We start from the raw sequence: 26,617 nt of genomic DNA on the forward strand, positions 1-26,617 counted from the left end.
TCCGTCCCTTACCGAGCCTTGTCTTCAAGTCGCGCCATCAGTTCCAGCGCCTGAAGGGCAGTCATGCGCATGGTGCAGGCCGATCCTGCCGGCCCCGCCCCAGAGCCCCCGCCCCATTGCGTCATCTCATATTCGCAAGCCGCGTCGCGGAAGGCGATCCAGGCGCGCTGCATCTGCTGAAGCGCGGGTGCCATCGGCGCCGCGGCACTTCCGATTTCCGCCATCTCGGCATCCGCCGCCGTCTCGGCCGCCATCAGCTCCTTATAGGCGGCGTTCAGCCGGGCATCCCAGTCGGCGCGCTCGGCGCCAAAGCAGAAGCCCATGCCCGCGTTCGTGCTGCCCCCATCGCTGGTGAGCATGCAATGAGCCGCGCCGACACTGATGCACTCATTGCGCGCCTCGGTCGATTTCGCGCCCAAGCAGGCCTCGATCACCGAAGCGTCATAGTCCACCGGCAGTGCGCCCTGCGCCAGAACCGGCGCAGGTAGCAACAGCGCGAGGGCCAGCGCGCGCATCACGCGCCCGCCAGCAGTTCGCGACCGATCAGCATCCGGCGGATCTCCGAGGTGCCCGCGCCGATCTCCATCAGCTTGGCGTCTCGGAAGAGGCGCGAGACCACGCTGTCTTGCAGGAAGCCCGCACCGCCAAGCGCCTGAACCGCCTGATGCGCCTGCACCATCGCCTGTTCCGAGGCATAGAGCACCGTTGCTGCCGCATCCTGACGCGTCACCGCGCCGCGATCGCAGGCCTTGGCGACCTCATAGGTATAGGCGCGGGCCGTGTTCATCGCGACATACATGTCGGCGATCTTGGCCTGCATCAGCTGGAAATTCCCGATCGGCTGGCCGAACTGCTGACGCTCCTGCGAGTAGGGCACGACCTCGTCGAGGCAGGCCGCCATAATACCGGTGCCGATCCCCGAGAGCACCACGCGCTCGTAGTCCAGACCCGACATCAGGACGCGCACGCCCTTGCCTTCGGCACCCAGCACGTTCTCCTCGGGCACTTCGCAATTGTCGAAGAACAGCTGCGCCGTGTTCGAGCCGCGCATACCGAGCTTGTCGAAATGCTGGCTGGTCGAGAAGCCCTTGAACGATTTCTCGATGATGAAGGCCGTGATACCCCGCGAGCCCGCCTCCGGGTCGGTCTTGGCATAGACGACCAGCGTATCGGCGTCGGGGCCGTTGGTGATCCAGTATTTATGGCCGTTCAGGACGTAGTAGCCGTCCTTCTTCTCGGCGCGCAGCTTCATGCCCACCACGTCCGAACCCGCACCGGATTCCGACATGGCCAGCGCACCGACCTTTGCCCCCGACACGAGATCGGGCAGATACTTGGCTTTCTGCGCCGCGCTGCCGTTTAGCTTGAGCTGGTTGACGCAGAGGTTGGAATGCGCCCCGTAGCTGAGCGAGATCGAGGCCGAAGCCCGCGCAATCTCTTCGGTGGCGATCACATGCGCCAGGTAGCCCATGCCCGAGCCGCCGTATTCTTCGGCAACGGTGACGCCAAGCAGACCCAGCTCGCCCATCTCCGCCCACAGCTCATGCGGAAAGATGTTGTCGCGATCCACCTGCGCCGCGATCGGCTTGACCCGCTCCTGCGCCCAGGCGTGCACCATATCGCGCAGCGCATTCACATCCTCGCCCAGATCGAACGTCATAGAACCCGCGAACATAACTTTCCTCCCCGTTATTGAACGCTCGTTCATTTATTGCGCCGATGTCCGATTCGCGTCAAGCCCTGTTCGCAAAACTCTTGCATGAACGGCGGCGATACCCATGTTGATCGACAGATTACAGGAGGCATTCATGCGCAAGATTTTGACCGCAGCCCTGATCGCCGCACCGCTTCTGTCAGCCGCCGCTGGCGCCGAGCAGGTTGGGGAGGTCGGCGTCGATTGGGTCGGAAACGACATCCTCATCGAGGCGATCGAAGACCCCAAGGTGCAGGGCGTTACCTGCCATATTGCTTATTTCGACCGCTCGTTCTTTGATCGGATCACGCAGGGTAACTGGTTCGAAGACCCCTCGAACGCCTCCATCGCCTGCCGCCAGACGGGACCGATCAAGATCGGCGATATCGACCGTGGCCCAAGTGGCGAGAAGGTCTTTTCCGAAAGCCGCTCGCTGATCTTCAAGTCGCTCAAGGTCACCCGGATCTTCGACGAGGCGCACCAGACCCTGATCTATCTGACCCATGCGACCGAACTCACCGAGGGCTCGGCCAAAATGTCGATCTCGACCGTGCCGCTATATGGTTCCGAGTAAGATCGGGGGCTGACCGCCCGCCCTTCCCCGTGCATCATGGGCCAAAGGGAGGTGCACATGAGCAAGACCATCGAGGGCCCGGACGGGCGCCCGCGCTGCGCCTGGTGCGCAGCCGCACCGGAGTTTTTCGACTATCACGACCGGGAATGGGGCTTTCCGGTGGGCGACGACATCCGCCTGTTCGAGAAGCTTTGCCTGGAAAGTTTCCAGTCGGGGCTGAGTTGGCGCACCATCCTGGCCAAGCGCGAGGGATTTCGCGCGGCCTTCGCGGGGTTCGACTTTCACAAGGTCGCGGCCTTCGGCCCCGAGGATGTCGAGCGCCTGCTCGCTGATGCCTCCATCGTGCGCCATCGCGGCAAGATCGAGGCCGTGATCAACAACGCCGCCCGCGCCTGCGAGATGGTCGCGGCCGAGGGCTCGCTGGCCGCCTTCATATGGCGCTATGAACCCCGCCCCGAGGATCTGGCAACGCCGCAAAGCGCCTCGACTTCGGCCGCCTCGGTCGCGCTGTCGAAGGAGTTGAAGAAACGCGGCTGGAAATTCGTGGGGCCGACCACGGTCTATGCCTTCATGCAGGCGATGGGGCTGATCAACGACCATGCCGAGGGCTGCGCGCTGCGCCCCGAGGCCGAAGCCGCCCGCGCACGTTTCCCCCGCCCCTAGCCGCGTGCGCGCCGAAACTGCGGCCAGAACATCGCCAGCGCCACCAGCAGCGTCACGGCGGCGACAAAATAGGCCATGTCGGGGCTGCGGAAGGGCGCCGCATCCGACAGGAAGTAGCCGAAGACTTGGGTGAAAAATAGCGTCCCCAGAAGCATCGCAAGGTTCATCGCCGCCGAGATCCCACCTTGCAGCGCGCCCTGCTCGTCCTCGGGCACGGCGCGCGACATCAGCGCGGCCAGCATCGGGTTCACGAAACCCTCAGGCCCGTGGAAGACCAAAAGCGCCACCACCGCGATGATACCATTGGCAAAGCCATAGCCCGCGCAGGCCAGAACCGCGATGATCAGACCGACCATCGCCACCCGCCACTCACCCCAGAGCCGCACGGCAGGGCCGGTCAGCACGCCCTGGAACACTGCCCAGACGATACCGAAGGCCGCCAGCGAGATACCCACCATCGCCTCGGACCAGCCGAACTTGGCGATCCCCCAGAACGACCAGATCGCCGGATAGACAGCCGAGCCGAAGAAGTAGACCGCCAACACCGCGCCAAGCGGCAGAACGCCCTTGTGACGGGCAAACACCGCCAGCACGCCTAGCGGGTTCGCCTCGCGCCAGCGGAAGGCGCGGCGTTTTTCGGGCGGCAGGGTCTCGGGCAGGACGAAATAGCCATAGACGAGGTTCGCGAACGAAATCGCCGCCGCCACCCAGAAGGGCACGCGCGGGCCAAGCTCTCCCAACAGCCCGCCGATGGCAGGCCCAAGAACGAAGCCCATGCCGAAGGCGGCTCCGAGCATCCCGAAGGCCTTGGCGCGCGCCTCGGGCGCAGTCACATCGGCCAGGAAGGCGTTGGCGATGACGTAAGACGACCCGCAGGCCCCCGCCACGATCCGCCCCACGAAAAGCCACAGCACCGAGGGCGCGAGCGCGTGAAAGATGTAATCCACCCCAAGCCCCGCAATCGCCAGAAGCAGCAAGGGCCGCCGCCCGAACCGGTCCGACAGCGCTCCGGCCAGCGGCGAAAAGACGAACTGCGCGAGGCTGAAGGCCGCGAACATGCCGCCCCCGATGCGCGAGGCCTCGGCCAGATCCATATCGCCTACGGTCTCGATCAGCTTGGGCAGCACGGGCAGGATCAGCCCGAGTCCGACCATGTCGAGAAAGACGAGAAGCAGGACGAAGCTCACCGCGTGGCGGCCGGGGGCTTTGGTCATCGGGAAAACCGCGGGGTTAAATCAGTCGGGCAGAAAACGTCCCGCCAACGCGGGAAGATCACCGTAATGCTCCAACAGGGCCTCGGGCGCAAGGCGCTCGATCCCCCGCCCCTCGGGGCCGAAGGTTACCAGCGCACAGGGCACACCGGCGGCGCGCGCCGTCTCTCGGTCGGTCACCGTGTCGCCAATCAGGATCGAGCGCGCGGCATCGCCCCCTACCCCCGCCACGGCGGCCCGGTAGGGCGCGGGGTCGGGCTTGCGCACCGGAAGCGTGTCGGCCCCGATCAGCGCGCCGAACAGCCCGGCCACGCCCAGTTGGGCGACCAGATCACGCGCCAAATACTCGGGCTTATTGGTGCAGATGGCGGTCGCGTAGCCCTGCCCGCGCAGCGCCTCGACCGCCTCGGCGGCACCGGGGTAAAGCCGCGTTTCAACGCAGATATGCGCGGCGTAATGGTCAAGCAGCGGGCGGTAATCGGCCTCGATCAGGTCCTCTGCCCGCGCCTCGTTGAGCCGCGCGTAGCCCGCGCGCAGCATCGCGCGCCCGCCGTGAAAGGCGATCAGCGCATCGCCGACCGGGTCCAGAGGGCGCCCCAGACCACGCGCCTCGAAGCAGGCGTTCGCTGCGGCGATCAGGTCGGCCGAGGTATCGGCCAACGTGCCGTCGAGATCAAACACCACCGTGCGCATGGAATTCCCCTGTTACGAACCCGAAAGATAGCGTGAATGCGCGCCCCTTGCGGCCAGATATGGTATGGGTAAAACGGGTCCGAGCAGAAGAAAAGGCATTCCCATGACGATCGCGTTGATTGTTCTGGCCGCTGGCCAAGGCACCCGCATGAATTCGGACCTCCCCAAGGTGCTGCACCGCATCGGCGCTGCACCGCTTGTGGCCCATGCTTTGGCCGCAGGGCGCGCGCTGGAGCCCAACAAGGTGATCGTCGTCGCGGGCCATGGCGCCGAGGCCGTTACCAAGGCCGTCGGCAAGATCGACCCCGAGGCCAAGGTGGTCCTGCAAGCCGAACAGCTTGGCACCGGCCATGCCGTAGCGCAGGCGCTGCCCGCGCTGGAGGGGTTCGACGGCCGTGTGATCATGCTTTACGGCGACACGCCCTTCATCCGCCCCGAGACGCTGGAGCGGCTGGCCGAAAGCACCGCCGCGGTCACCGTTCTGGGCTTTGAGGCCGCCGATCCGGGCCGCTACGGACGGCTGATCGCGAAGGGCATCGCTCTTGACCGGATCGTCGAGTTCAAGGATTCTTCGGACGAAGAACGCGCCATAACACTTTGTAACTCTGGTGTTATCTCTTGCGATGCCGTGCTGCTGACCGAGCTGATCGCGGGCCTGAACAATGACAACGCGTCGGGTGAGTACTACCTGACCGACATCGTCGCCGCCGCCCGCGCCAAGGGCCTCAGCGCCGAGGTCGTGACCTGCCCCGAGGAAGAAACCCTCGGCATCAATACCCGCGCCGAGCTGGCCCGCGCCGAGGCCCTCTTTCAGGCCCGAATGCGCGCCGAGGCGATGGAGAACGGCGTGACCATGGTGGACCCGGACACCGTCTGGTTCGCGCTGGACACTTATATCGGGCGCGACGTGGTGATCGGGCCGAACGTGGTCTTTGGCCCCGATGTCACCATCGAAAGCGGCGCGCAAATCGAGGCGTTTTGCCATCTTGAGGGCTGCCATATCTCGCGTGGGGCGACCGTCGGGCCGTTTGCACGCCTGCGCCCCGGCGCCGAACTGGCCGAGGATGTGCATATCGGCAATTTCGTCGAGGTGAAGAATTCGATCCTGGCCGAGGGCGTCAAGGTCGGCCACCTGACCTATCTGGGCGACGCCGACATTGGCGAGGGCACCAACATCGGCGCGGGCACGGTGACCTGCAACTATGATGGCGTTTTCAAGCACCGCACCACCGTGGGTGCGAACGCGTTCATCGGCTCGGACACGATGCTGGTGGCGCCGGTCACGGTGGGCGACGGCGCGCTGACCGGTTCAGGCTCGGTCATCACCGAGAATGTTCCAGCGGGCGCCATCGCCCTGGGCCGCGCCAAGCAGATGAACCGACCGGGTCTTGCGACGAAGCTTTTTGAGATGCTGCGGGCCAAGAAGGCAAACATGAAAAAGGGTTCGTAAATGTGCGGAATTATTGGGGTTCTTGGAAACCATGAAGTCGCGCCCCTGCTTGTGGAAAGCCTCAAGCGGCTGGAATATCGCGGCTATGACTCGGCCGGGATCGCGACGATCAACAACGGCCAGCTGGATCGCCGCCGCGCTGTCGGCAAGCTGGTGAACCTGTCCGACCTCTTGGTGCATGAGCCGCTGGCGGGCAAGTCAGGCATCGGTCACACCCGTTGGGCCACCCATGGCGCCGCGACGACCGTCAACGCCCACCCGCATATGTCGGGCAAGGTCGCCGTGGTCCATAACGGCATCATCGAGAACTTCCGTGAGCTGCGCGCCGAACTGGCCGAGGCCGGGATCGCCCCGCAGACCCAGACCGATACCGAGACCGTCGCCCTGCTGACCCGCGCGTTCATGGATCGCGGCATGTCCCCGCGCGAGGCCGCTCTGGCGACGCTGAAGAAACTCGACGGGGCCTTCGCGCTTCTGTGGCTGTTTGACGGCGAGGATGACCTGATGATCGCCGCCCGCAAGGGCTCGCCGCTGGCCATCGGCCATGGCGAGGGCGAGATGTTCGTGGGCTCCGACGCGATCGCGCTGGCGCCGATGACCGACCGGATCACCTACCTCGCCGAGGGCGACTATGCCTTCGTCACCCGTGCGGGCGCCGAGATTTTCGACGCCGAGGGTCGCCGCGCAAACCGCGACGAGCAGCGCATTGACCTGGGCGCGGCGCGCGTCGAGAAGGCGGGCTACAAGCACTTCATGGCCAAGGAAATCGCCGAGCAGCCGGTGGTCTTGGGCGACGCCCTGCGCCACTACCTGCCGAACGGCCAGTTGAACCTGCCTGAGGGCCTTGATTTCACCGATCTCGACCGACTGACGCTGGTCGCCTGCGGCACTGCCTTCTACGCCTGCTCGGTTGCGAAATACTGGTTCGAGCAGCTCGCGGGCCTGCCCTGCGAGATCGACGTGGCCTCGGAGTTCCGCTATCGCGAGCCGCCGATGCCCAAGCGCAGCTTTGCGATCTTCGTCAGTCAGTCGGGCGAGACCGCTGACACGCTGGCCGCGCTGCGCTACTGCCACGAGTTGGTTGCCAAGACCGTGGCCGTAGTGAACGTGCCCACCTCTTCCATCGCGCGCGAATGCGACATTGCCCTGCCGATCCTGGCCGGGGTCGAGGTGGGTGTCGCCTCGACCAAGGCCTTCACCTGCCAGCTTCTGGTGCTGGCGGCGATGGCGCTCAAGGCCGGGGTGGACCGGGGCCATATCGCGCCTGCGGATCTGGACGAGCACCTGACCACGCTGCGCGCGCTGCCGGGGCTGATGAACACCGCGCTTGGCTGTTCGGAACAGATCGAGAAGCTGGCCGAACGTCTGGCCGAGGCGCAGGACATCCTTTTCCTTGGCAGGGGCCCGATGTTCCCGCTGGCACTGGAAGGCGCGCTGAAACTCAAGGAAATCAGCTATATCCACGCCGAAGGTTATGCGTCAGGTGAACTCAAGCACGGGCCGATCGCGCTGATTGACCGCTCGGTTCCAGTGATCGTGCTGGCGCCGCATGACCGGCTTTTCGACAAGACCGTGTCGAATATGCAAGAGGTCATGGCGCGCCATGGCGAGGTGCTTCTGATCTCGGACGGCAAGGGGCTGGCGGCGGCCTCCGACGGCACTTGGGCCACGCTCAAGATGCCTGCCGTGGCCGAGCCCTGGGCGCCGATCCTTTATGCCGTGCCCGCGCAGCTGCTGGCCTATTACACCGCCGTTGCCAAGGGCACTGATGTGGACCAGCCGCGCAACCTCGCCAAGTCTGTGACGGTCGAGTAATGGGCCGCACGCGCAAATCCCGCACCATAGCCGCCGAGGACCGCCCGCTGACCGAGGAAGAGGCGCAGTTGGACGCCGAGGCGCGGGCCTATGCGGCCTCGGACGCAGCCTATGAGCAGTATCACGAGGGCGAGGAAGACGACGATCTGGGCGCAGCGCCCTCGGTTGCCGATGGCATCGCCGCGCTGGAGATCTGCGGAGACGCAGAGAAGGCCGCCGGGGCCGAGGCCTATCACAAAGTCCCGCGCCGCTACCTGGGTGTGGCCGTGCCGCTGATCGAGGATATGGCCCGGCTGTGGCGGGCGCAGTGTTCGCTTGAAGAACGCATCGCGCTGGCCGCGGGCCTGTGGGACAGCGACATCCACGAGGCGATGATCGCCGCGACCAAGCTACTGACGCAGGCAAGGATGCGCCCGGATGACGCGGCCTGGGATCTGATCGTCTCCTGGGTGCCGGGGCTCAATGCCTGGGCGGTTGCCGATCACGCCTGCAACGCGGGCAGCCGGCGCCTGGTGGCCGACCCGACCCGCGTCGATCAGGTCGAAACCTGGCTTGAGGCCGACAATATGTGGACCCGCCGCGCCGCGCTGGTGATCACCCTGCCCTGGACAAAGCAAAACCACCCCACCACCGAAGAGACCGCGATCCGCGCACGTGTGTTGGGCTGGTGCGTGCGCCTTTCCGAAGACCGCGACTGGTTCATCCAGAAGGCCATCGCATGGTGGCTGCGCGAGCTTTCCAAGCACGACGCCCAAGCCGTGCGCGACTGGCTGGAGGCGCATGGCGGCGCGCTCAAACCCTTCGCGCGGAAGGAAGCCGCAAAATTCCTTCAGCCGAGCCAGGCGTCGTAATCGCTGACCAGAAGGTGGCGCGGGGCCTCGTCCTCCTCGATTTCGGCAAAGCGCCCGATCGGGTCGCGGAAGATATTGTCGCTCAGATCGTCGTTGACGGTCGAAACCTCGCCGATCAGCACATCGCCGCCCTCGCCCCAAAAGGCGTGCCAATCGCCGGGGCGCAGGGTGATGCTTTCGCCGGGGGGTAACACGATGATCTCGCCCGGGGTGAAGACGCGCGGGATACCGTCGCAAAACACGATCCCGCCTGCGCTTTCATCGAATGCCCCGCTCGGATCCGAGCCATAAAGCTGCACCGCCAGGCCTGCGCCACCGCGGTTGATGATGTCCTCGGCCTTGACGATATGGCGGTGCATCGGGCTGATCTGATCGCGGCGCGAGATCAGCAATTTCTCGGCATAGGCCATGCCTCCGCCCGTTCGCAGATCCGTCAGTTCGCCATTGCGCAGCGTGAACAGGAACAGCCCCAGCCGGTCGAAGTCTCCCTGCCCGTAATCGGTGATGTCCCACCCCATGCGCGCCGAGACGACACGCCGCGCCTCAGGCATGGCCGCGCGGAACTCATCCACGCTCCACCATGCGAAGGGCGGCAGGCGGAAGCCGAACTGCGCGATCATCTCCTCGGCTTCAGCCATGATCGTGTTGACGCGCGAGCGTTTCATCTCAAGCCACCTTCGCCGCTGCCCATTGCCGGACCGCATCGCCGAAGGCGCGGAACAGCGGGCGCGAGACCGGGTCATCTTCAGCATTCCATTCGGGATGCCACTGCACCGACAGCGTAAAGCCAGGCGCGTCCTTGACGTAGATCGCCTCGGGCGTGCCGTCCTCGGCGCGGCCCTCGATCACGATACGCTCGCCCGGCGTGGCGATCCCCTGCCCGTGCAGCGTGTTGGTCACCACCTCTTCGGCGCCGAAAAGCGCGGCGAACCGCCCGCCGGGCTGCAAGAGCACCTTGTGACGCAGGGCGAAGGCCTCTTCCAGCGTGCCTTCGGGGGGCATGCGGTGATTCATGCGACCGGGCAATTCGCGGATCTCGGGGTGCAGCGTACCGCCCATGGCGACGTTGACCTCCTGAAAGCCGCGGCAGATCCCGAAGAAGGGCTGGCCACGCTCGACGCAGGCCCGCACCAGCGGCAGGGTGATCGCGTCGCGCGCCCGATCAAAGGTGCCGTGCTTGTCGGTCTCGATCTCACCGTATTCCTCGGGATGCACGTTCGGGCGCCCGCCGGTCAGCAGGAAACCGTCGCAAACCTCCATCAACTCCTCGATCGACAGAAAGTCCGGGTCGGCGGGGATCAGCAGGGGAATGCAGCCCGCGACATGGCTGACCGCGCAGGAGTTCATCTGCCCGCCCTCATGGACGGGATAGCGGTCGTTCACCAATCCGCGGTTGCCGATGATACCTACGACGGGTCTGGTCATTGCGCGCTCCTTTCGGATCAAGCTAACCCTCTGCCATCGTGTTGAAAAGCTCGAAGAATGCGCAGCCCCTGTGCAGGGCTGCGCCTTCCCGCGCGTTGGGCGCTTAGCGAGCCAGCGCCTTCACCTGTGCCCGCCGCTGATGCAGAACCGGCTCGGTGTAACCCGAGGGTTGCACCCGGCCCAAAAACACCAGATCGCAGGCGGCCTGGAAGGCAAGCCCGTCATAGCCCGGCGCCATCGGTGTGTAATTTGGATCGCCCGCGTTCTGGCGATCCACCACCTTGGCCATCTTGCGCAGCGCCTCCATCACGCGGCCTTCGCTGACCACGCCGTGATGCAGCCAGTTCGCCAGCGCCTGCGAGCTGATACGGCAGGTCGCGCGGTCCTCCATGAGGCCCACGTCATGAATATCGGGCACGGTCGAGCACCCGACACCCTGATCGACCCACCGCACAACATACCCAAGAATGCCCTGCGCGTTGTTCTCGATCTCGGCGGTGATGTCGGCATCCGAATAGTTGCGCCCCGAAGCCAGCGGGATCGTCAGCAGATCATCGAGGCGCGAGGGGCGCTTCATCGCTGCGATCTCGCGTTGGCGGGCCTTGACGTCGACCTGATGGTAATGCGTGGCGTGAAGCGTGGCCGCCGTGGGCGAAGGCACCCAGGCGCAGTTCGCCCCGGCCATCGGATGCGTAAGCTTCTGCTCCAGCATGTCGGCCATGCGATCAGGCATCGCCCACATCCCCTTGCCGATCTGCGCCTTGCCCGCCAGCCCGCATTTCAGGCCGATATCGACGTTGCGATCCTCATAGGCCTGGATCCAGGGCTGAGATTTCATCTCGCCCTTGCGCAGCATCGGCCCGGCCTCCATCGAGCTGTGGATCTCGTCGCCCGTCCGGTCGAGGAAGCCCGTGTTGATGAAGGCCACGCGGTGCTTGGCCGCGCGGATGCATTCCTTGAGGTTGACCGAGGTCCGGCGCTCTTCATCCATGATGCCCAGCTTCACGGTATGGCGCGGCAGACCGAGGCAGTGCTCGACCCGGTCGAAGATCTCGCAGGCAAAGGCGACCTCTTCGGGACCATGCATCTTGGGCTTCACAACATAGACCGAGCCGGTGACCGAGTTCCGTGCGCCGGCGTCCTTTTGCAGATCGTGCAGCGCGCAGAGCGTGGTGATCATCGCATCCATCAGCCCCTCGAAGACCTCGTCGCCGTCGCGCGTCAGGATCGCGGGGTTGGTCATCAGATGGCCCACATTGCGCACCAGCATCAGCGCGCGGCCCTTGAGCGTGACCTCGCCGCCCTCGGGCGCGGTGAAGTTCAGGTCCGGGTTCAGCGCGCGGACAAAGCTGCGCTCGCCCTTGCTGACCACCTCGGTCAGATCGCCACGCATCAGACCAAGCCAGTTTGAATAGGCCTGCACCTTGTCAGCCGCATCGACGCAGGCGACAGAATCCTCGCAATCCATGATCGACGAGAGCGCGGATTCGAGCCGCACATCGCTGATCCCCGCCGGATCGCCGCAGCCAATCGGGTGCTCGGGGTCAATATCGACGATCACATGCAGCCCGTTGTTTGTCAGCACGACAGAGGTCGGCGCGCCCGCCGCGCCCGCATAGCCCACGAATTGCGCGGGATCGCGCAGCCCGGTTTCCTCGTCGCCATCCGCGAACAGCCCGCCATCCTGCACCCAAAGCCGCGTGACCGAGGCCCAGCTACCACCCACCAGCGGCGCGGCCTCGTCCAGAAACGCCTTCGCCCGCGCGATCACCCGCGCCCCGCGCGCCGCGTCGAACCCCGCCCCCTCAGCGCGGTCACCCAGTGCATCGGTTCCGTAAAGCGCATCATAGAGGCTGCCCCAACGGGCATTGGCAGCGTTCAGCGCATAGCGCGCATTGGTGATCGGCACGACCAGCTGCGGCCCGCAGACCTCGGCGAATTCGGGGTCAGTGGCGGGGGTCTCGATGTCGAAATCCGGCCCCTCGGGCAGCAGATAGCCGATTTCGACCAGGAATTCCTTGTAGGCGACCGGGTCATGGCCCTTGCCACGGTTATGCAGATGCCAGTCGTCGATCCGCGCCTGAATAGCCTCGCGCTTGTCCAGCAGCGCCCGGTTCTTCGGCCCCAGATCGTGCAGCAGGCCCGAGAGCCCTCTCCAGAACTTCGCGGGATCGACACCGGTGCCCGGCAGCGCCCGCTCTTCGATGAAGGCCGCCAGTTCGGCTGCAACCTCAAGACCTTCGCGCTCCACTCGTTCCATCTTCTGCCTCCCCTGACATGCGGACCTAATCTTGTGCAGCGACCGGGCGCTGTCCAGAGATTTCCATTATCTAGACCCCATTTTGGTGAACTGCCCTAACCAATTCAGGCGATTTGAGCGATTTTCGGCCCAACACGTCCCGAGGAACTGGCACGCGCTTGCCTTCCCGCGCACGCCGCAAGCTGTGATCCGCCATTGGCTTGAACCCCGCAGAGCCGCGCCCTAGGCTCCGCCCGAAAACAGTTTCGCAGGAGCAGTCATGGACGGCACGACCTATCTGGCCGATTACACCCCCTACCCGTTCAACATCGACAAGGTCTCGCTGCGTTTTCGGCTGGCGCCCCATGCGACCCGCGTTCAGGCGCACATTGCCATGACTCCGCTCTCGCCCGGCGCCGCGCTGCGCCTTGATGGCGAGCAACTGCGCCTGATCTCGGCAGCGATCGACGGCGTGGCGCTGACACCCTCGGACTACCTGATCACCCCCAGCGGCATGACGGTCCACCCCGCGGCCCTGCCCGAGGCGCCCTTTACCCTGGAAACCGAAGTCGAGATCGCCCCCGAGGGTAACACCGCACTCGAGGGCCTCTACATGTCCAACGGCATGTATTGCACCCAATGCGAGGCCGAGGGCTTCCGCAAGATCACCTACTACCCCGACCGCCCCGACGTAATGGCCCCCTTCCGCGTGCGGATCGAAGGCGATCTGCCCGTCCTTCTGTCGAACGGCAACCCGGTCGCATCCGGTCCCGGTTGGGCCGAATGGGACGACCCCTGGCCCAAGCCCACCTATCTCTTCGCGCTCGTCGCGGGCGATCTGGTGGCACATTCTGGCAGCTTCACCACCGCCTCGGGCCGCGAGGTCGCGCTGAACATCTATGTCCGTCCGGGGGACGAGGACCACTGCGCCTTCGCCCTTGGCGCGCTGCAACGCTCTATGAAATGGGACGAAGAGGCCTACGGGCGCGAATACGACCTCGACATCTTCAACATCGTCGCTGTCGATGACTTCAACATGGGCGCGATGGAGAACAAGGGGCTGAACATCTTCAACTCCAAGCTCGTGCTCGCCTCGCCCGAGACCGCGACCGACACCGATTACGAGCGCATCGAGGCGGTCATCGCGCATGAGTATTTCCACAACTGGACCGGCAACCGCATCACCTGCCGCGACTGGTTCCAGCTCTGCCTGAAAGAGGGGCTGACCGTGTTCCGCGACCAGTCCTTCACCGCCGACATGCGCCTTGGCCCGGTCAAGCGGATCGAGGATGTAATCGCCCTGCGCGCCCGCCAGTTCCGCGAGGATCAGGGCCCCCTCGCCCATCCCCCGCGCCCCGATCATTACCGAGAGATCAACAACTTCTACACCGCCACCGTCTACGAAAAGGGCGCAGAGGTTGTAGGAATGCTGCGCACGCTTGTGGGCGATGAAGGCTACCGCAAGGCGCTCGACCTCTATTTCGAACGCCACGACGGGCAGGCCTGCACCATAGAAGACTGGATCAAGGTATTCGAGGATAGCTCGGGCCGCGATCTGGGCCAGTTCAAGCGCTGGTACACCGATGCGGGCACTCCGCGCCTGCGCGTGACCGACGATTACGCCGATGATACCTACACGCTGACCTTCGAGCAGCAGACGCCCCCAACCCCCGGCCAGCCGCACAAAACGCCCCGCCACATGCCGATCGCCGTGGGGCTGCTGTCGCCCAACGGTAACGAGGTGGTGCCGACGACCGTCCTCGAGATGACCGAGGCGCGGCAGAGCTTCACATTTACGGGTCTTTCCACGCGCCCGGTGCCCTCGATCCTGCGCAACTTCTCGGCCCCCGCCGTGCTCGAGCGCGCCACAAGCGCCGCCGAACAAGCCTTCCTTCTCGCGCATGACACCGATCCGTTCAATCGGTGGGAGGCTGCCCGTAGTCTTGCCCGCCAGACCCTTATGGATATGACCAAGGGCGCCCCGCCCGCTGCCGAATATCTCGACGCCATCGGCCGCCTGCTCGCCGACGACACCGCCGATCCGGCCTTCCGCGCGTTGATCCTGCGCCTACCCGGCGAGGATGAGATCGCTCAGGCCCTCCACGCCAGCGGCACCACCCCCGACCCCGAGGCGATCCACACCGCCCGAGGCGCGTTGATGACGACCCTCGCCCAACGCCATGAGGTCGCGCTGAGTGCAACCTATGAGTCCATGGCCGTCCCCGGCGCCTATACGCCCGACGCCGCCCCCGCAGGTTGCCGCTCCCTGCGCCTCGCGGCTCTCGCGCTCCTGTCACAAATCGACGGCGCCAGACGGGCAGAGGCCCTCTTTGCCTCGGCCGACAACATGACCGAAAGCCTGGGTGCCCTGTCCAACCTGATTACCGCAGGCAAGGCCGAAGGCGCGCTCGCGCAGTTCCGCAGCCGCTGGAAAGACGTGCGCTTGGTGATGGACAAATGGTTCCTAGTCCAAGCCTCGCTCTGCCCCCCCCAAACCGCGGCCGAACGGGTGACCACCCTCGCCACCGATCCGGCCTTCGAGTGGAAAAACCCCAACCGCTTCCGCAGCCTGCTCGGCGGCTTCTCCGCCAACCACGCGGGCTTCCATCGGGCAGACGGCGCGGGCTACCGGTTCTATGCCGACTGGTTGATCCGCCTCGATCCGCTCAACCCGCAAACGGCGGCGCGCATGTCGACGGCCTTCGAAACCTGGCCGCGCTATGACAAGACGCGCCAAGCCCTGGTCCGCACCGAGCTCGAACGCATCGCCGCGACCGACGGCCTCAGCCGAGACCTGTCCGAAATGACCGCACGTCTGTTGGGATAAGGGACAAGAAGGGGGCGCAGCCCCCTCGGCCCTCCGGGCCTCACCCCTGAGGTATTTGCACAAGGAGAAATGGGTATTCTTCTTGGCCCAAGTACCTCGGGGGTGAATTTCGGGCGCTCGCCCGAAAGAGGGGGCAGCGCCCCCTTCTACACCTCTCGCCAGCGCAGCAAGGCTTGCCCCTCGCGCGCCCCTGTCCTAGAAGGCAGGTAACCTACGGATGACGGAAGCGGACCATGCTCGACCACCTTTCCTTTAAAGCCCCCGAACCCAAAGTCATTGCCGGCGCGAAATCTGACTGGGAGCTGGTGATCGGCCTTGAGGTTCACGCCCAGGTCAGCTCGAACGCCAAGCTCTTCTCGGGCGCCTCGACCACCTTCGGGGCGGAGCCCAACTCGAACGTGGCCTTCGTGGACGCGGCCATGCCGGGGATGCTTCCGGTGATCAACGAGTTCTGCGTGGCTCAGGCCGTGCGCACCGGGCTTGGCCTGAAGGCAGAGATCAACCTGCGCTCGGCCTTCGACCGCAAGAACTACTTCTACCCGGACCTGCCGCAAGGCTACCAGATCAGCCAGCTTTACCACCCGATCGTGGGCGAGGGCGAGATCATCGTCGACATGGGGCCGGGCGTCGCCCGCCGTGTACGCATCGAGCGTATTCACCTTGAGCAGGACGCGGGCAAGTCGATCCACGACATGGATCCGAACATGTCCTTCGTCGATCTCAACCGCACCGGCGTCGCGCTGATGGAGATCGTCTCGCGCCCCGACATTCGCGGCCCCGAGGAGGCTGCCGCTTATGTCGGCAAGCTGCGCCAGATCCTGCGCTACCTGGGCACCTGCGACGGCAACATGCAAAACGGCAACCTGCGCTGCGACGTGAACGTCTCGGTCTGCAAGCCGGGCGCCTATGAGAAATTCCAGGAAAGCGGCGATTTCTCGCATCTCGGCACCCGCTGCGAGATCAAGAACATGAACTCGATGCGCTTCATTCAGCAGGCCATCGAATTCGAGGCGCGCCGCCAGATCGCGATCATCGAGGATGGCGGCAAGATCGTGCAGGAAACCCGCCTGTATGACCCGGACAAGGGCGAGACGCGCTCGATGCGCTCGAAGGAAGAGGCGCATGACTATCGCTACTTCCCCTGCCCCGACCTGCTGCCGCTGGAAATCGAGCAGGGCTGGGTAGACGACATCGCCGCAACCATGCCGGAATTGCCCGACGAGAAGAAGGCGCGCTTCGTCACCGATCTGGGCCTGTCGGAATACGACGCCTCGGTGCTGACCGCCGAGGTCGAGAACGCGGATTACTTCGAGGCCGTGGTGGCCGAGGCCGGCGACGGCAAGCTCGCGGCCAACTGGGTCATCAACGAGCTTTTCGGTCGCCTCAAGAAGGAAGGCCATGAGATCACCGACAGCCCGGTCAACCCAGTGCAGCTTGGCGGCATCATCAAGCTGATCAAGGCGGGCGACATCTCGGGCAAGATCGCCAAGGATGTGTTCGAGATCGTCTACACCGAAGGCGGCGACCCGGCCCAGATCGTCGAGGCGCGCGGCATGAAGCAGGTCACCGACCTCGGCGCGATCGAGACCGCGGTGGACGAGATCATCGCCGCCAACCCGGCGCAGGTCGAGAAGGCCAAGCAGAACCCGAAGCTTGCGGGCTGGTTCACCGGGCAGGTCATCAAGGCCTCGGGTGGCAAGGCCAACCCGGCGGCGGTGAACGAGATCGTCGCAAAGAAACTCGGCCTCTGAGCCAAAGGAAAGGGCGCCGCGCGGCGCCCTTTTTCATTGCCGCCGGGCCTCAGCCCAGTGTCACATCCAGGAACATCATCAGGATCAGGCCGAACAGCAACCCCGCCGTCGCGCGGTTCTGATGGCCGTTGCGGTGCGTTTCTGGCAGGATCTCGTGACTGATGATGTAGAGCATCGCACCTGCCGCGAAGGTCAGCCCCCAAGGCAGCAACGTCCCCGAGATCGACACCGCTGTCGCCCCGATCACCGAGCCGACCGGTTCGACCAACCCTGTCAGCATGGTGACGAAGAAGGCGCGCGTGCGGGTGTAGCCCTGCCCCACCAGCGCAACCGCGACAGCCAGCCCCTCGGGGATATCTTGTAGCGAGATCCCGGTCATCACCGAAAGGCCCTTGGCGCGATCTGCACCGAAGGCCACGCCGATCGACAGGCCCTCGGGGAAGTTATGGATGGTGATCGCCAGCACGAAGAGCCAGATCCGTGCCAGTCGCGCCGCATCCGCCCCCTCGCGCCCCGAGGTGAAATGCTCATGCGGCAGAATACGGTTGAGCCAGGCCACGAACCCCGCGCCAAGCGCGATCCCCACCGCCGCGACACCGGCCGCGATCCAGACCACGCCGAACATCTCTTCGGCCACCGCGATTCCGGGCAGGATCAGCGAGAAATAGGAGGCCGACAGCATCACTCCCGCCGCGAAACCCAGCATCGTGTCCGCTGTGCGCTGCGACATCGACTTACCGATCAGCGCCGGAATTGCCCCTGCCGTGGTTGCCGCAGCCGCAACAAGGCCGCCCATCAACCCGTAAAGAACACTGTCCATCACGCGCTCCCTTCGGCCGCAATGCACCCGAGCCGCTGACAAAGTGCAAGATGCTAAAGTTCAGGATTGCCTAAAACGTGCAAAATTGGTAAAGTCAACTAACCAATCAGCGGAGGGACCATGCCCGTCATCACCTGCATCGACGATCTGAAGCGCCTGCACAAGCGCCGCACCCCCAAGATGTTCTACGATTACGCCGAGAGCGGCTCGTATTCCGAACAGACCTTCCGCGAGAATACGTCCGATTTTGCACAGATCCGCCTGCGCCAGAAAGTGGCCGTGGATATGTCGGGGCGCTCGACCGAAAGCACGATGGTGGGGCAGAAGGTAGCGATGCCGGTGGCGCTGGCGCCGGTCGGGCTGACGGGGATGCAGCGCGCCGATGGCGAGATCAAGGCCGCGCGCGCCGCAGCCAAGTTCGGGGTTCCGTTCACGCTCTCGACCATGTCGATCTGCTCGATCGAAGACGTGGCCGAGGCGACGCAGGCTCCCTTCTGGTTCCAGATCTACACGCTCAACGACGACAAGTTTAACCGCGACGTGCTCAACCGCGCCCGGGCGGCGGGCTGCTCGGCGCTGGTGATCACGGTCGATCTGCAAATCCTCGGGCAGCGCCACAAAGACCTCAAGAACGGCCTGACCGCGCCGCCGAAATTCACCCTGCCGGTGCTGATGGACCTAGCCACCAAGTGGCAATGGGGCCTTGAGATGCTGGGCACCAAGCGGCGCTTTTTCGGCAATATCGTGGGTCATGTCGAGGGCGTATCGGACCCTTCCTCTCTGTCCACCTGGACGGCCGAGAAATTCGATCCGACCCTGAACTGGGACAAGATCAAGAAACTGATGGATATGTGGGGCGGCAAGGTGATCCTGAAGGGTATCCTTGACGTCGAGGATGCCGAGATGGCGGCCTCTGTTGGCGCCGATGCGATCGTGGTGTCGAACCACGGCGGGCGGCAGCTGGATGGCGCGCTGTCCTCGATCCGGGTGCTACCCGAGATCGTCTCGGCGGTCGGCAACAAGACCGAGGTCTGGCTCGACAGCGGCATCCGCTCGGGTCAGGACGTGCTCAAGGCGCTGGCACTTGGCGCGAAGGGCACGATGATCGGCCGCGCCTTCGTCTATGGTCTTGGCGCCATGGGGGAGCCCGGCGTGACCAAGGCGCTCGAGGTGATCCAGAAGGAACTCGACATCTCGATGGCGCTGTGTGGCGAGCGCAACGTGCATGACCTCAAGCGCGAGAACCTGCTGATCCCGCAAGGGTTCCTGAACGCCTATAGCTGAGCGGCGCGGGCCTCGGGCTGCCGCAGCGGCCCGAGCGCCAGCACGATGCTACCCATCAGCACCGCGATCAGGCCAAAGCCCCAGAACAGCCCCACGGTCTGGGCAATCAGCCCCATGACCACCGGGCCGATGAAGAAACCGGTGAAGCCGACCATCCAGGTCAGCGAGATCGCGCGCGCCCGTGCCTGTACCGGCGCCGCGTGCCCGATCAGTGACGAGGCCGAGGGCACGACCACCGCCGCCCCCAGCCCGATCAGCGCGACCCCAAGGATCGAGAGCCATAAGATCCCGCTCAGCGCCACGACCAGCGCGCCGAAGACCCCCAGACCCGCCGACAGAACCAGAAGCCGCACCGAGCCGAGCACCCTTGCCAGCGCCTGTCCGAACAGCCGCCCCACCCCCATCATGAAGGCAAACATCGCCGGGCCAAAGGCGCCCTCGCCCGGTGCCGCGCCCAGATTGCGCTCGAAATGAAACGTCGCCCAGGTCTCGACCGAGTTCTCGGCCACGAAGGCCGCAAACAGCACCGAGCCGCCCGCGATGACCAGCGCCAGCGGCACGGCCCCGCCGCGCGGCCGCGCCTCCTCTCCCACAGACGCCTGATGCACCGCGTCGCGCGGGCCGAGGAAAATGAGCGCCATCGCCGCCAGCACAAGTGCAACGACCGGCAGCGCCTGCTCGGGCGGCACTCCGGCGCGGCGCGCGAGCCCGTTGGCCACCGCCGAAACCGCGAAGGCCAGCGAGAACAGCGCATGGTTGAGGTTCATCAGGTGCAGCCCCTCGCGCTCCTCCGCCTCGGAGATATGCACATTCGCCGCGATGTCGAGCGAGGACATCGCCGCCCCCATCCCCAAGAGCGCCACGACCATCCCCCAAGGCCCGCCAACCGTCAGCGGCAGCAGATACGCCAGTGCCAAAAGAAGCCCCAGCGGCAGCATCGCCCGCCCGCCAAGTCGCGCCTCGAGCCAGCGCCCCACACGCGGCGCAAGCGCCATCGCCAGCATCCCGCCCGCCGCCGAGGCCAGCAGGATCTGCCCCAGAACGGCGTCACTGACGCCCATGCGCGCCTTGTACTCCGGCAGCCAAGGCACGAACCCGCCCCAATACGCCCCCAGCATCGCCAGCGCCGCTCCGGTCGCCCGGCTCGCGCGTATTTCGGCCGCAAAGCTCATCCGCTTCCCCTTCTCACTCGCGATTGCGCTACCACGCGCGCAACGCCCCCGAAAGCCCCGCCCCCAGCCCGATTGGCAAAGCCCCGCGCAAGCTGTTACCAAAGCGTGATGAAACCTGGCCCCGCGCAACAAATGCGCCGCGCCCTCTTGCCATTCAGGCCATTTGCGCGTATGCGCGCACGCTCATGGGCCCACACCCTTGGAGGGGGCCCGAAACGCCAATTGGAGAATTGCAAAATGGCTAAAGAGATCGAAACGATCGAAGCCGTCGTGCGCACGGGGACGGGCAAGGGGGCCGCTCGCGCAGCACGTCGTGAGGGCTATGTGCCCGGCATCGTCTATGGTGACGGTAAAGACCCGCTCGCCATCAACCTCGACTACAACAAGCTGCTGACCCGCCTGCGCAAGGGCCGCTTCATGTCGACCCTGTTCAACCTTCAGGTTGCCGGTCAGGACGACGTGCGCGTGATCTGCCGCGGTGTGCAGAAAGACGTGGTCAAGGATCTGCCGACGCATATCGACTTCATGCGTACCCACCGCGCCTCGCGCATCAACCTGTTCATCCACGTGACCTTCGAGAACCACGAAGCGGCGCCCGGCCTCAAACGCGGCGGCACCCTGACCGTGGTTCGTCCGGAAGTCGAACTGGAAGTTCAGGCCGGTGACATTCCGGACCACATCACCGTGGACCTGACCGGCAAGCAGATCGGCGACGTCATCCACATCAACGACATCGCCCTGCCGGAAGGCTGCAAGCCGACCATCGACCGCAACTTCGTCATCGCCAACATCGCTGCACCCTCGGGCCTGCGTTCGTCGGACAACGAAGAAGCCGCTGCGGAAGAGTAATTCGTTACTCCTCGGAATGCGAAACGCCGGGCCTTGGCCCGGCGTTTTTCTTTTGCGTCTCGCGCTTCAGGCGCCGTGGTCGAAGCCGTAGCCCTCGAATTCCCAGCCCAAGATGCCGCCCAGCATGATCTTCACCGGCCGCCCCAACTTGGCCAGCGCCAGCGCCGCCTGCTCGGCCGCGTTGCAATGCGGCCCCGAGCAATAGACGACGAACAGCGTCTCGGCGGGCCACTCGGCCATCCGCTCTTCGGTGATAAAGCGATGCGGCAGGAAGACCGACCGGGGCACGTGGCGGCGAGCATAGGTCTCGGGCGTGCCCATCGTGTGCAGCAACACGAACCCCGGATCGCCCCCCGCCGCGAATACAGCATGGACATCCGAGCAATCGGTATGCAGCGCGCATTGCACCTCAAGCGGCGCGACAATCGCTTCGGCGGCGGGCGCAGGGCGTTTCAGGACGGCGTTCATCGGCATCTCCATTGCTTCGATGACCCCATCTTGCCGCAGGGCCGCAAACCGCGTAAGCTGGCAGAATGACAACGAACGAATACATTCTGCCATTCCTCGACCTGCCACCTATTCCCAACAATCGGGTCGTGGCGCTGGCCTATGACGGGCTTTGCACCTTCGAATTTGGCATCGTCGCGGAAATCTTCGGGCTTTCGCGCCCTGAGATGGGGCCGAACTGGTATCGCTTCGCCACGGCCGCGATTGAGCCGGGGCCTCTGCGCGCCCAAGGAGGTCTCAGCGTCACCTCCAGCGGCGGAATGGAACTGCTGGCCGAGGCAGGGCTGATCGTCGTCCCCGGCTGGAAAGGCGCTGATGCGCCCGTCCCGCCCGAACTCATCCAGGCCCTGCGCGCCGCCCATACCCGCGGCGCCCGCCTCGCTTCGATATGCTCAGGCGCCTTCGTTCTGGCCGCCACGGGGCTACTGGACCGCCGCGCCGCCACCACCCATTGGCGCTACGCCGAGGCTTTCACCCGCCGCTACCCGAATGTCGATCTGCGCCCCGAGGTGCTCTATATCGACGAAGGCCAGATCCTGACCTCGGCGGGTTCCGCCGCGGGCATGGACCTTGGCCTCCACATCATCCGCCGCGACTTCGGCGCCGAGGCCGCCAATTCCGTCGCCCGCCGCCTCGTCATGCCCGCCCACCGCGAAGGTGGCCAGGCCCAGTTCCTGCCCCGCCCCGTCCCCCGCAATCACGAGGCCGCCCGCCTCTCGCCGCTGATCGAGAGCCTGCGCGCCAACCTGACCGAAACCCCCTCGGTCAAATCGCTGGCCACCCGTGCGGGCCTCTCCGAACGCACCTTCCTGCGCCGCTTCAATGAGGCCACCGGCACCACCCCGATCCGCTTCCTGGCCGAGGCCCGCCTGTCCCGCGCCGCCGAACTGCTTGAGGGCGGCACCGACAGCATCGACGCTGTGGCCGAGGCCTCGGGCTTTTCTTCCGCCGCCCTGCTGCGCCACCATTTCCACGCCCGCTACGGCCTCTCCCCCTCGGCCTGGCGGCGCCGCTTTTCCCGCTCAAGCGCCTGACCCTTCTTCTTGGCCGAGATACCTCGGGGGTGAATTTGCGCGGTACGCGCAAAGAGGGGGCTGGCCCCCCGCCCCCGCCCCCGCTAAAACCCGGACGAAAGGAGATGCGCCATGCAGCTTTGGGTCGGCCTCGGGAATCCGGGCGCGAAATACGCCGCCAACCGGCACAATATCGGCTTCATGGCGCTCGATCGCATCGCCGCCGATCACGGCTTCGGCCCCTGGCGCAAGGCCTTCCAGGGCGTCGTCTCCGAGGGCCGCTTCGGCTCCGCCCGCGTCATCCTGCTCAAGCCCGAAACTTTCATGAACCTCTCGGGCCAATCGGTGCGCGCCACCGCCGATTTCTACAAGATCCCGCCCGAGGCCATCACGGTTTTTCATGACGAGCTTGACCTCGCCCCCGGCAAGATCCGCCTCAAATCGGGCGGCGGGCACGCGGGCCACAACGGGCTGCGCTCGATCCACCAGCATCTGGGCGAGGCCTATGCGCGCGTTCGCCTTGGCATCGGCCACCCCGGCCACAAGGATCGCGTCGCGCCCTATGTGCTGTCGGATTTCGCCAAGGCCGATCAGGACTGGCTCGATGACCTGCTGCGCGGCATCTCGGATGGCGCCCCCGCTCTCGCCGCAGGCGACGGGCCACGTTTTCTGAACGCCGTCAGCCTGCGCACCGCGCCCCCGCGCGCCTCGACTGGCACCAAACCGCCCGAGCCGAAACCCGCCGCCACGCAAACGGCGCCCGAAGATACCCGGACGCCGCTGCAGAAACTCGCGGATCGCTTCAAACGCTGATCACCAGTGACCCGTGTTCTCCATGCTGACCCAAGGCTCAGCCTGGGCCAGCGCCCCCCCCGCCTGCAACAGCTCGATCGAAACATTGTCGGGCGAGCGCACAAAGGCCATGCGCCCGTCGCGCGGCGGACGGTTGATCGTCACACCATTGTCCATCAGGTGCTGGCACATCGCGTAGATATCCTCGACCTCATAGGCCAGATGCCCGAAATGCCGGCTGTCCGAGGGCAACCCCGTATCGCCATCCCAATTCCAAGTCAGTTCGACCGGGCACTTCTCCTGCCCCTCTGGCGCCATGAAAACCAGCGTAAAGCGGCCCTGCTCGCTCTCGTAGCGGCGCGTCTCCTTCAGCCCCAGCAGCGCATAAAACGCCAGGCTCTTGTCCAGGTCGAGAACCCGGACCATCGTGTGCAGATATCTGATCTTCATCGCGGCCTCCTTCGCCTGATCCGAACCTAACCCGCCAGTTCAGAAGGTCGAGCGCAAAGACACGCTCATGCCCAACTCGCGGACATCGTAAAGCGTGACGTTCGAATTGGTGCGACGCGCGTGTAGACCCACCTCGGGCGCAAAGCCCATATAGTCATACTGTGGCAAGAACACCGACATCCCGAGGTTCAGTTCCACATCCTCTCGCCCGTCAGCGCTATAGGGGGAGAGCTCGTAATCACGCCCCTCGACGCGCATATCGAAGCCCAGAAGCGCCCCGGCCACCGGCTTGCTCAGATCGTAGCCGAGCTCGAAGGCAACACTCTTGTGGTCAATGCTGGTGAAATCCGAGTCGACGCTGCTTGCCTCCACACCGAGCGAGAAGATGCCTTGATCCAAAAAGCGCCGATAGTCCATCGCGACGGTCTGAACCCAAGCGTCCTTGCGTTCATCGTCCAGACGCCACTGCTGCTCAAGCCCGCCGCCAAGACGCAGCTCGCTCCGGTCTGGAAAGACGAAGGTCCGCCCACCGTCGAAGCGGACATAGTTCGACAGCGGGTCGCCACCATAGGTGTTATGGCCCAAGGTCAGGCGGGCATCCCACTCGCCCTTGCGGTCCTTGGGGCGTTGCCGATGCCAAAGAAAGACCTCGGCCGCAGCGAAATTGTAATCCGATCCGTGCGCGTCGGGCGCCTTGTCCTTGGCCTCGGACGAAAGCGTATAGAGACGCGTGTTCCAGTTGAATCCAAGCGACGTTCGCATCATCGGATTCTCGATGATCGTGCGCTCAAGCGAAAAGTTGAACCGCGTCTGGAGACCCGAAAGTGCCTGAGCGTCGTCGGAAATGGTGAAGGGTAGCCCATAAAGCCAGAGCGTATCGTTTTCAGATCCGCCGTTGATGTTCGAAGTGGGCGTTATTCCAAAGCTAAGCCGCGTGGATAGCGGATTGCGGGAACGCACATATCGGAAGTCCCGCTTGGCCGTCTGCAATGCCCGCGCGTCTGGCGCCAATTCGCCCGCGCGACGCAACCAGAACTGCGCGATGGTGCGGTTCCCGTCCGAAGCCTCGGCTTGCGCGCGCATCATCGCCGCGGCGTATTTCTGGCGATCGTTGCCGGCCAGTTCGTAGGCCGTTTGCGCGGCCTTTCGGGCCAGGTCAAAATCCCCCATGTCGCGCGCCGCACGCGACAGCAGGATATGCGCCCGAACATCATTCGGATCGCGCGTCAAGAGACGCTCGGCCACGCCGCGCGCCACATCGGGGCGCCCGGCGTCCAGAGCCTCCTCCCCCAGCCGATAGAAATCGTCGGGCGACAGGGCGACCTTGCCGGCAGGAACCTCGGCAGTCGCCTCTGCGCTCAGCGGGCCGACCAGAAGGCCGACCCCCAAAAGCGCTGCGCCCAAAATCTTCGACAGGCGGAGTTGGCGTTCCCTGGGTTGAGCCCAGCCGAACATCGTTACTCGCGGGTCAGGATGAAGCCGCCGGTTTCACGAACCGTAACGCCATCGTAGCGCGGATCAGCGCCGCTGACGACGATCACGCCGACGATCTCTTCCATGTCGCTGCCCGAAAGGACGGCGTAGTACTTGCCCGACTCCAGCTGCTCCAGCGCGCCATCGCCATTCATGACGTGGCTGCTCAGCTCACCCGACATTTCACCGTTGCTGTCGATCGTGCCGCCCTGAATGACGAAGCTGAGAGCGGGCAATACGGTGATATCAGTGTTGCTATAGGTATCCTGAAGCCCCGTAACGACGTCGGCGGTGATATCGTTGCCGTCGATATCATAGATCCTGCGGTTATAGACAAACCCCTTGACCGCATCGCCGTTGTTGAAGTCTTCAAAGTCGATATCGACTTCCATATCGCCGGTCGCATATTCCAGATCGGCGCGGCCTTTGAAGTCGCGCAGCGCCATGTAGTCGCCCGCATAATGCGCCTGCCCGGTGCTCGGGATGGTGATCTTGACCGAGCCGTTGCGCGAGTAGACGAAGCCGCCAAAGCCGTAGTTCACGTAGGAACCCGCGCGAACGATTGCGAACTCAACCGAACCGGTGTCGCTGACGCCCATGATCGAGCGGTGGACCAACTGGCCGATCGGCGTGCCGGTCACGCCATCGGGCTCGGTCGCCGGGCCTTCGTAGACGCGGTAGGGGAAGGTATCGAACGATCCGCCGGTCACGCGCGTGTACTGGTTGTCGCCGTCGAACGCGAGGTTGTCGACCGAGAACGTATCGGTATCCGAGTCGTAGGTGAAGGACTCGGCATAGCCGCTGCCATCGCCATCAGCCGGCTCATAGCGCGTGATCGACGCCGACGAGGTCGGGTTCTCGGTACCGGGCAACCCGGTCGTGTCGCCGGGGTCCGTGCCACCACCGCCGGCGCCAACAACTGCGGGCCCATCACATGCCGCAAGAGTCAGCACTGCCAACAGGGGAAAAAGATGCTTGCTCATTATGTTTTCTTTCTGTGTTCCTGCCTTGAGGGCAAGGGTGCCGAAACCGCCCTCAAAAGTCAATTCTTCAACACGTTTGCGC

24 protein-coding genes are annotated in these 26,617 nt (G+C 64.9%); 11 read left to right on the plus strand and 13 right to left on the minus strand.

Annotated elements, in window-relative coordinates:
• Positions 1-8 precede the first annotated feature (8 nt).
• Entirely contained in the window at positions 9-515 is a 507-nt protein-coding gene (locus N3C64_RS12790; RefSeq protein ID WP_260014756.1) for a lysozyme inhibitor LprI family protein, read from the minus strand.
• On the minus strand, positions 515-1,675 hold the full coding sequence (locus N3C64_RS12795; RefSeq protein WP_218629645.1) for an acyl-CoA dehydrogenase family protein: 1,161 nt from the start codon (positions 1,673-1,675) through the stop codon (positions 515-517). The genes N3C64_RS12790 and N3C64_RS12795 overlap by 1 nt, the downstream gene beginning before the upstream one ends.
• Positions 1,676-1,808: 133 nt before the next feature.
• Here N3C64_RS12795 and N3C64_RS12800 point away from each other — a divergent pair, with 133 nt between their 5' ends.
• Both N3C64_RS12800 and N3C64_RS12805 read left to right on the plus strand, forming a co-directional pair.
• Positions 1,809-2,267 (plus strand): CreA family protein, encoded by a 459-nt coding sequence (locus N3C64_RS12800; protein ID WP_260014757.1) that lies wholly within the window; start codon positions 1,809-1,811, stop codon positions 2,265-2,267.
• A gap of 57 nt (positions 2,268-2,324) precedes the next feature.
• Positions 2,325-2,930 carry a DNA-3-methyladenine glycosylase I gene (locus tag N3C64_RS12805; RefSeq protein ID WP_260014758.1) on the plus strand — a complete coding sequence of 202 codons (606 nt, stop codon included), beginning with the start codon at positions 2,325-2,327 and terminating at the stop codon, positions 2,928-2,930.
• On the opposite strand, the gene N3C64_RS12810 is transcribed toward N3C64_RS12805, so the two are convergent.
• A complete protein-coding gene (locus N3C64_RS12810) occupies positions 2,927-4,144 on the minus strand; it encodes a TCR/Tet family MFS transporter (protein ID WP_218629642.1) in 1,218 nt (405 codons plus the stop codon). The genes N3C64_RS12805 and N3C64_RS12810 overlap by 4 nt on opposite strands.
• Positions 4,145-4,165: 21 nt before the next feature.
• Positions 4,166-4,834, minus strand: a complete 669-nt coding sequence (locus N3C64_RS12815) for an HAD family hydrolase (protein ID WP_260014759.1) — start codon at positions 4,832-4,834, stop codon at positions 4,166-4,168.
• Between the two features lie 103 nt (positions 4,835-4,937).
• On the opposite strand from N3C64_RS12815, the gene glmU reads away from it, so the two are divergent.
• Genes glmU through N3C64_RS12830 form a run of 3 tightly spaced genes read left to right on the plus strand, consistent with a single transcriptional unit; the run spans position 4,938 to position 8,950 of the window.
• Positions 4,938-6,284 (plus strand): bifunctional UDP-N-acetylglucosamine diphosphorylase/glucosamine-1-phosphate N-acetyltransferase GlmU, encoded by a 1,347-nt coding sequence (gene glmU, locus N3C64_RS12820; protein WP_260014760.1) that lies wholly within the window; start codon positions 4,938-4,940, stop codon positions 6,282-6,284.
• On the plus strand, positions 6,285-8,099 hold the full coding sequence (gene glmS / locus N3C64_RS12825) for a glutamine--fructose-6-phosphate transaminase (isomerizing) (protein ID WP_260014761.1): 1,815 nt from the start codon (positions 6,285-6,287) through the stop codon (positions 8,097-8,099).
• On the plus strand, positions 8,099-8,950 hold the full coding sequence (locus tag N3C64_RS12830) for a DNA alkylation repair protein (protein ID WP_260014762.1): 852 nt from the start codon (positions 8,099-8,101) through the stop codon (positions 8,948-8,950). The genes glmS and N3C64_RS12830 overlap by 1 nt, the downstream gene beginning before the upstream one ends.
• On the opposite strand, the gene N3C64_RS12835 is transcribed toward N3C64_RS12830, so the two are convergent.
• The 3 genes from N3C64_RS12835 to N3C64_RS12845 form a co-directional block, all read right to left on the minus strand.
• A complete protein-coding gene (locus N3C64_RS12835) occupies positions 8,929-9,615 on the minus strand; it encodes a D-lyxose/D-mannose family sugar isomerase (RefSeq protein ID WP_260014763.1) in 687 nt (228 codons plus the stop codon). The two genes, N3C64_RS12830 and N3C64_RS12835, sit on opposite strands and share 22 nt — an antisense overlap.
• Position 9,616: 1 nt before the next feature.
• The gene (locus N3C64_RS12840) at positions 9,617-10,375 is read right to left on the minus strand and encodes a gamma-glutamyl-gamma-aminobutyrate hydrolase family protein (RefSeq protein ID WP_218629636.1); all 759 of its coding nucleotides are present in this window, start codon (positions 10,373-10,375) and stop codon (positions 9,617-9,619) included.
• 103 nt (positions 10,376-10,478) lie between these two features.
• Complete coding sequence (locus N3C64_RS12845) at positions 10,479-12,635, minus strand: malate synthase G (RefSeq protein ID WP_260014764.1); 2,157 nt, start codon at positions 12,633-12,635, stop codon at positions 10,479-10,481.
• A 259-nt stretch (positions 12,636-12,894) separates the two neighbouring features.
• Between N3C64_RS12845 and pepN the strand changes: the two genes are divergently transcribed.
• Complete coding sequence (gene pepN / locus N3C64_RS12850) at positions 12,895-15,441, plus strand: aminopeptidase N (protein WP_260014765.1); 2,547 nt, start codon at positions 12,895-12,897, stop codon at positions 15,439-15,441.
• A 233-nt stretch (positions 15,442-15,674) separates the two neighbouring features.
• Positions 15,675-17,192, plus strand: a complete 1,518-nt coding sequence (gatB, locus tag N3C64_RS12855) for an Asp-tRNA(Asn)/Glu-tRNA(Gln) amidotransferase subunit GatB (protein ID WP_260014766.1) — start codon at positions 15,675-15,677, stop codon at positions 17,190-17,192.
• Between the two features lie 49 nt (positions 17,193-17,241).
• Here gatB and N3C64_RS12860 read toward each other — a convergent pair whose 3' ends face one another.
• The gene (locus tag N3C64_RS12860) at positions 17,242-18,012 is read right to left on the minus strand and encodes a ZIP family metal transporter (protein WP_260014767.1); all 771 of its coding nucleotides are present in this window, start codon (positions 18,010-18,012) and stop codon (positions 17,242-17,244) included.
• Between the two features lie 120 nt (positions 18,013-18,132).
• On the opposite strand from N3C64_RS12860, the gene N3C64_RS12865 reads away from it, so the two are divergent.
• The gene (locus N3C64_RS12865; RefSeq protein ID WP_218629631.1) at positions 18,133-19,296 is read left to right on the plus strand and encodes an alpha-hydroxy acid oxidase; all 1,164 of its coding nucleotides are present in this window, start codon (positions 18,133-18,135) and stop codon (positions 19,294-19,296) included.
• On the opposite strand, the gene N3C64_RS12870 is transcribed toward N3C64_RS12865, so the two are convergent.
• A complete protein-coding gene (locus N3C64_RS12870; RefSeq protein ID WP_260014768.1) occupies positions 19,287-20,468 on the minus strand; it encodes an MFS transporter in 1,182 nt (393 codons plus the stop codon). The two genes, N3C64_RS12865 and N3C64_RS12870, sit on opposite strands and share 10 nt — an antisense overlap.
• A gap of 237 nt (positions 20,469-20,705) precedes the next feature.
• Between N3C64_RS12870 and N3C64_RS12875 the strand changes: the two genes are divergently transcribed.
• On the plus strand, positions 20,706-21,317 hold the full coding sequence (locus N3C64_RS12875; protein ID WP_218629629.1) for a 50S ribosomal protein L25/general stress protein Ctc: 612 nt from the start codon (positions 20,706-20,708) through the stop codon (positions 21,315-21,317).
• 66 nt (positions 21,318-21,383) lie between these two features.
• On the opposite strand, the gene N3C64_RS12880 is transcribed toward N3C64_RS12875, so the two are convergent.
• Positions 21,384-21,785 (minus strand): rhodanese-like domain-containing protein, encoded by a 402-nt coding sequence (locus N3C64_RS12880; RefSeq protein WP_260014769.1) that lies wholly within the window; start codon positions 21,783-21,785, stop codon positions 21,384-21,386.
• A 65-nt stretch (positions 21,786-21,850) separates the two neighbouring features.
• On the opposite strand from N3C64_RS12880, the gene ftrA reads away from it, so the two are divergent.
• Positions 21,851-22,858, plus strand: coding sequence for a transcriptional regulator FtrA (ftrA, locus tag N3C64_RS12885; RefSeq protein WP_260014770.1), 1,008 nt, complete (start codon positions 21,851-21,853; stop codon positions 22,856-22,858).
• 111 nt (positions 22,859-22,969) lie between these two features.
• The gene (pth, locus tag N3C64_RS12890; RefSeq protein ID WP_260014771.1) at positions 22,970-23,650 is read left to right on the plus strand and encodes an aminoacyl-tRNA hydrolase; all 681 of its coding nucleotides are present in this window, start codon (positions 22,970-22,972) and stop codon (positions 23,648-23,650) included.
• On the opposite strand, the gene N3C64_RS12895 is transcribed toward pth, so the two are convergent.
• From N3C64_RS12895 to N3C64_RS12905, 3 genes are read right to left on the minus strand one after another with little or no spacing between them, the layout of a single operon-like run.
• Complete coding sequence (locus N3C64_RS12895; RefSeq protein ID WP_260014772.1) at positions 23,651-24,079, minus strand: VOC family protein; 429 nt, start codon at positions 24,077-24,079, stop codon at positions 23,651-23,653.
• Between the two features lie 39 nt (positions 24,080-24,118).
• Positions 24,119-25,534, minus strand: a complete 1,416-nt coding sequence (locus N3C64_RS12900) for a surface lipoprotein assembly modifier (RefSeq protein WP_260014773.1) — start codon at positions 25,532-25,534, stop codon at positions 24,119-24,121.
• A gap of 2 nt (positions 25,535-25,536) precedes the next feature.
• Positions 25,537-26,535: a hypothetical protein gene (locus N3C64_RS12905; RefSeq protein ID WP_260014774.1), complete on the minus strand. Its 999-nt coding sequence runs from the start codon at positions 26,533-26,535 to the stop codon at positions 25,537-25,539.
• Positions 26,536-26,617 lie beyond the last annotated feature (82 nt).

This window comes from Sedimentimonas flavescens (assembly GCF_025154035.1).
Lineage (GTDB): Bacteria > Pseudomonadota > Alphaproteobacteria > Rhodobacterales > Rhodobacteraceae > Rhodobacter > Rhodobacter flavescens.

Excerpts from the sequence above, each read along its gene's own strand:
- N3C64_RS12790 (WP_260014756.1), bottom strand. The coding sequence starts at position 515 with ATGCGCGCGCTGGCCCTCGCGCTGTTGCTACCTGCGCCGGTTCTGGCG.
- N3C64_RS12795 (WP_218629645.1), bottom strand. The coding sequence starts at position 1,675 with ATGTTCGCGGGTTCTATGACGTTCGATCTGGGCGAGGATGTGAATGCG.
- N3C64_RS12800 (WP_260014757.1), top strand. The coding sequence starts at position 1,809 with ATGCGCAAGATTTTGACCGCAGCCCTGATCGCCGCACCGCTTCTGTCA.
- N3C64_RS12805 (WP_260014758.1), top strand. The coding sequence starts at position 2,325 with ATGAGCAAGACCATCGAGGGCCCGGACGGGCGCCCGCGCTGCGCCTGG.
- N3C64_RS12810 (WP_218629642.1), bottom strand. The coding sequence starts at position 4,144 with ATGACCAAAGCCCCCGGCCGCCACGCGGTGAGCTTCGTCCTGCTTCTC.
- N3C64_RS12815 (WP_260014759.1), bottom strand. The coding sequence starts at position 4,834 with ATGCGCACGGTGGTGTTTGATCTCGACGGCACGTTGGCCGATACCTCG.
- glmU (WP_260014760.1), top strand. The coding sequence starts at position 4,938 with ATGACGATCGCGTTGATTGTTCTGGCCGCTGGCCAAGGCACCCGCATG.
- glmS (WP_260014761.1), top strand. The coding sequence starts at position 6,285 with ATGTGCGGAATTATTGGGGTTCTTGGAAACCATGAAGTCGCGCCCCTG.
- N3C64_RS12830 (WP_260014762.1), top strand. The coding sequence starts at position 8,099 with ATGGGCCGCACGCGCAAATCCCGCACCATAGCCGCCGAGGACCGCCCG.
- N3C64_RS12835 (WP_260014763.1), bottom strand. The coding sequence starts at position 9,615 with ATGAAACGCTCGCGCGTCAACACGATCATGGCTGAAGCCGAGGAGATG.
- N3C64_RS12840 (WP_218629636.1), bottom strand. The coding sequence starts at position 10,375 with ATGACCAGACCCGTCGTAGGTATCATCGGCAACCGCGGATTGGTGAAC.
- N3C64_RS12845 (WP_260014764.1), bottom strand. The coding sequence starts at position 12,635 with ATGGAACGAGTGGAGCGCGAAGGTCTTGAGGTTGCAGCCGAACTGGCG.
- pepN (WP_260014765.1), top strand. The coding sequence starts at position 12,895 with ATGGACGGCACGACCTATCTGGCCGATTACACCCCCTACCCGTTCAAC.
- gatB (WP_260014766.1), top strand. The coding sequence starts at position 15,675 with ATGCTCGACCACCTTTCCTTTAAAGCCCCCGAACCCAAAGTCATTGCC.
- N3C64_RS12860 (WP_260014767.1), bottom strand. The coding sequence starts at position 18,012 with ATGGACAGTGTTCTTTACGGGTTGATGGGCGGCCTTGTTGCGGCTGCG.
- N3C64_RS12865 (WP_218629631.1), top strand. The coding sequence starts at position 18,133 with ATGCCCGTCATCACCTGCATCGACGATCTGAAGCGCCTGCACAAGCGC.
- N3C64_RS12870 (WP_260014768.1), bottom strand. The coding sequence starts at position 20,468 with ATGAGCTTTGCGGCCGAAATACGCGCGAGCCGGGCGACCGGAGCGGCG.
- N3C64_RS12875 (WP_218629629.1), top strand. The coding sequence starts at position 20,706 with ATGGCTAAAGAGATCGAAACGATCGAAGCCGTCGTGCGCACGGGGACG.
- N3C64_RS12880 (WP_260014769.1), bottom strand. The coding sequence starts at position 21,785 with ATGAACGCCGTCCTGAAACGCCCTGCGCCCGCCGCCGAAGCGATTGTC.
- ftrA (WP_260014770.1), top strand. The coding sequence starts at position 21,851 with ATGACAACGAACGAATACATTCTGCCATTCCTCGACCTGCCACCTATT.
- pth (WP_260014771.1), top strand. The coding sequence starts at position 22,970 with ATGCAGCTTTGGGTCGGCCTCGGGAATCCGGGCGCGAAATACGCCGCC.
- N3C64_RS12895 (WP_260014772.1), bottom strand. The coding sequence starts at position 24,079 with ATGAAGATCAGATATCTGCACACGATGGTCCGGGTTCTCGACCTGGAC.
- N3C64_RS12900 (WP_260014773.1), bottom strand. The coding sequence starts at position 25,534 with ATGTTCGGCTGGGCTCAACCCAGGGAACGCCAACTCCGCCTGTCGAAG.
- N3C64_RS12905 (WP_260014774.1), bottom strand. The coding sequence starts at position 26,535 with ATGAGCAAGCATCTTTTTCCCCTGTTGGCAGTGCTGACTCTTGCGGCA.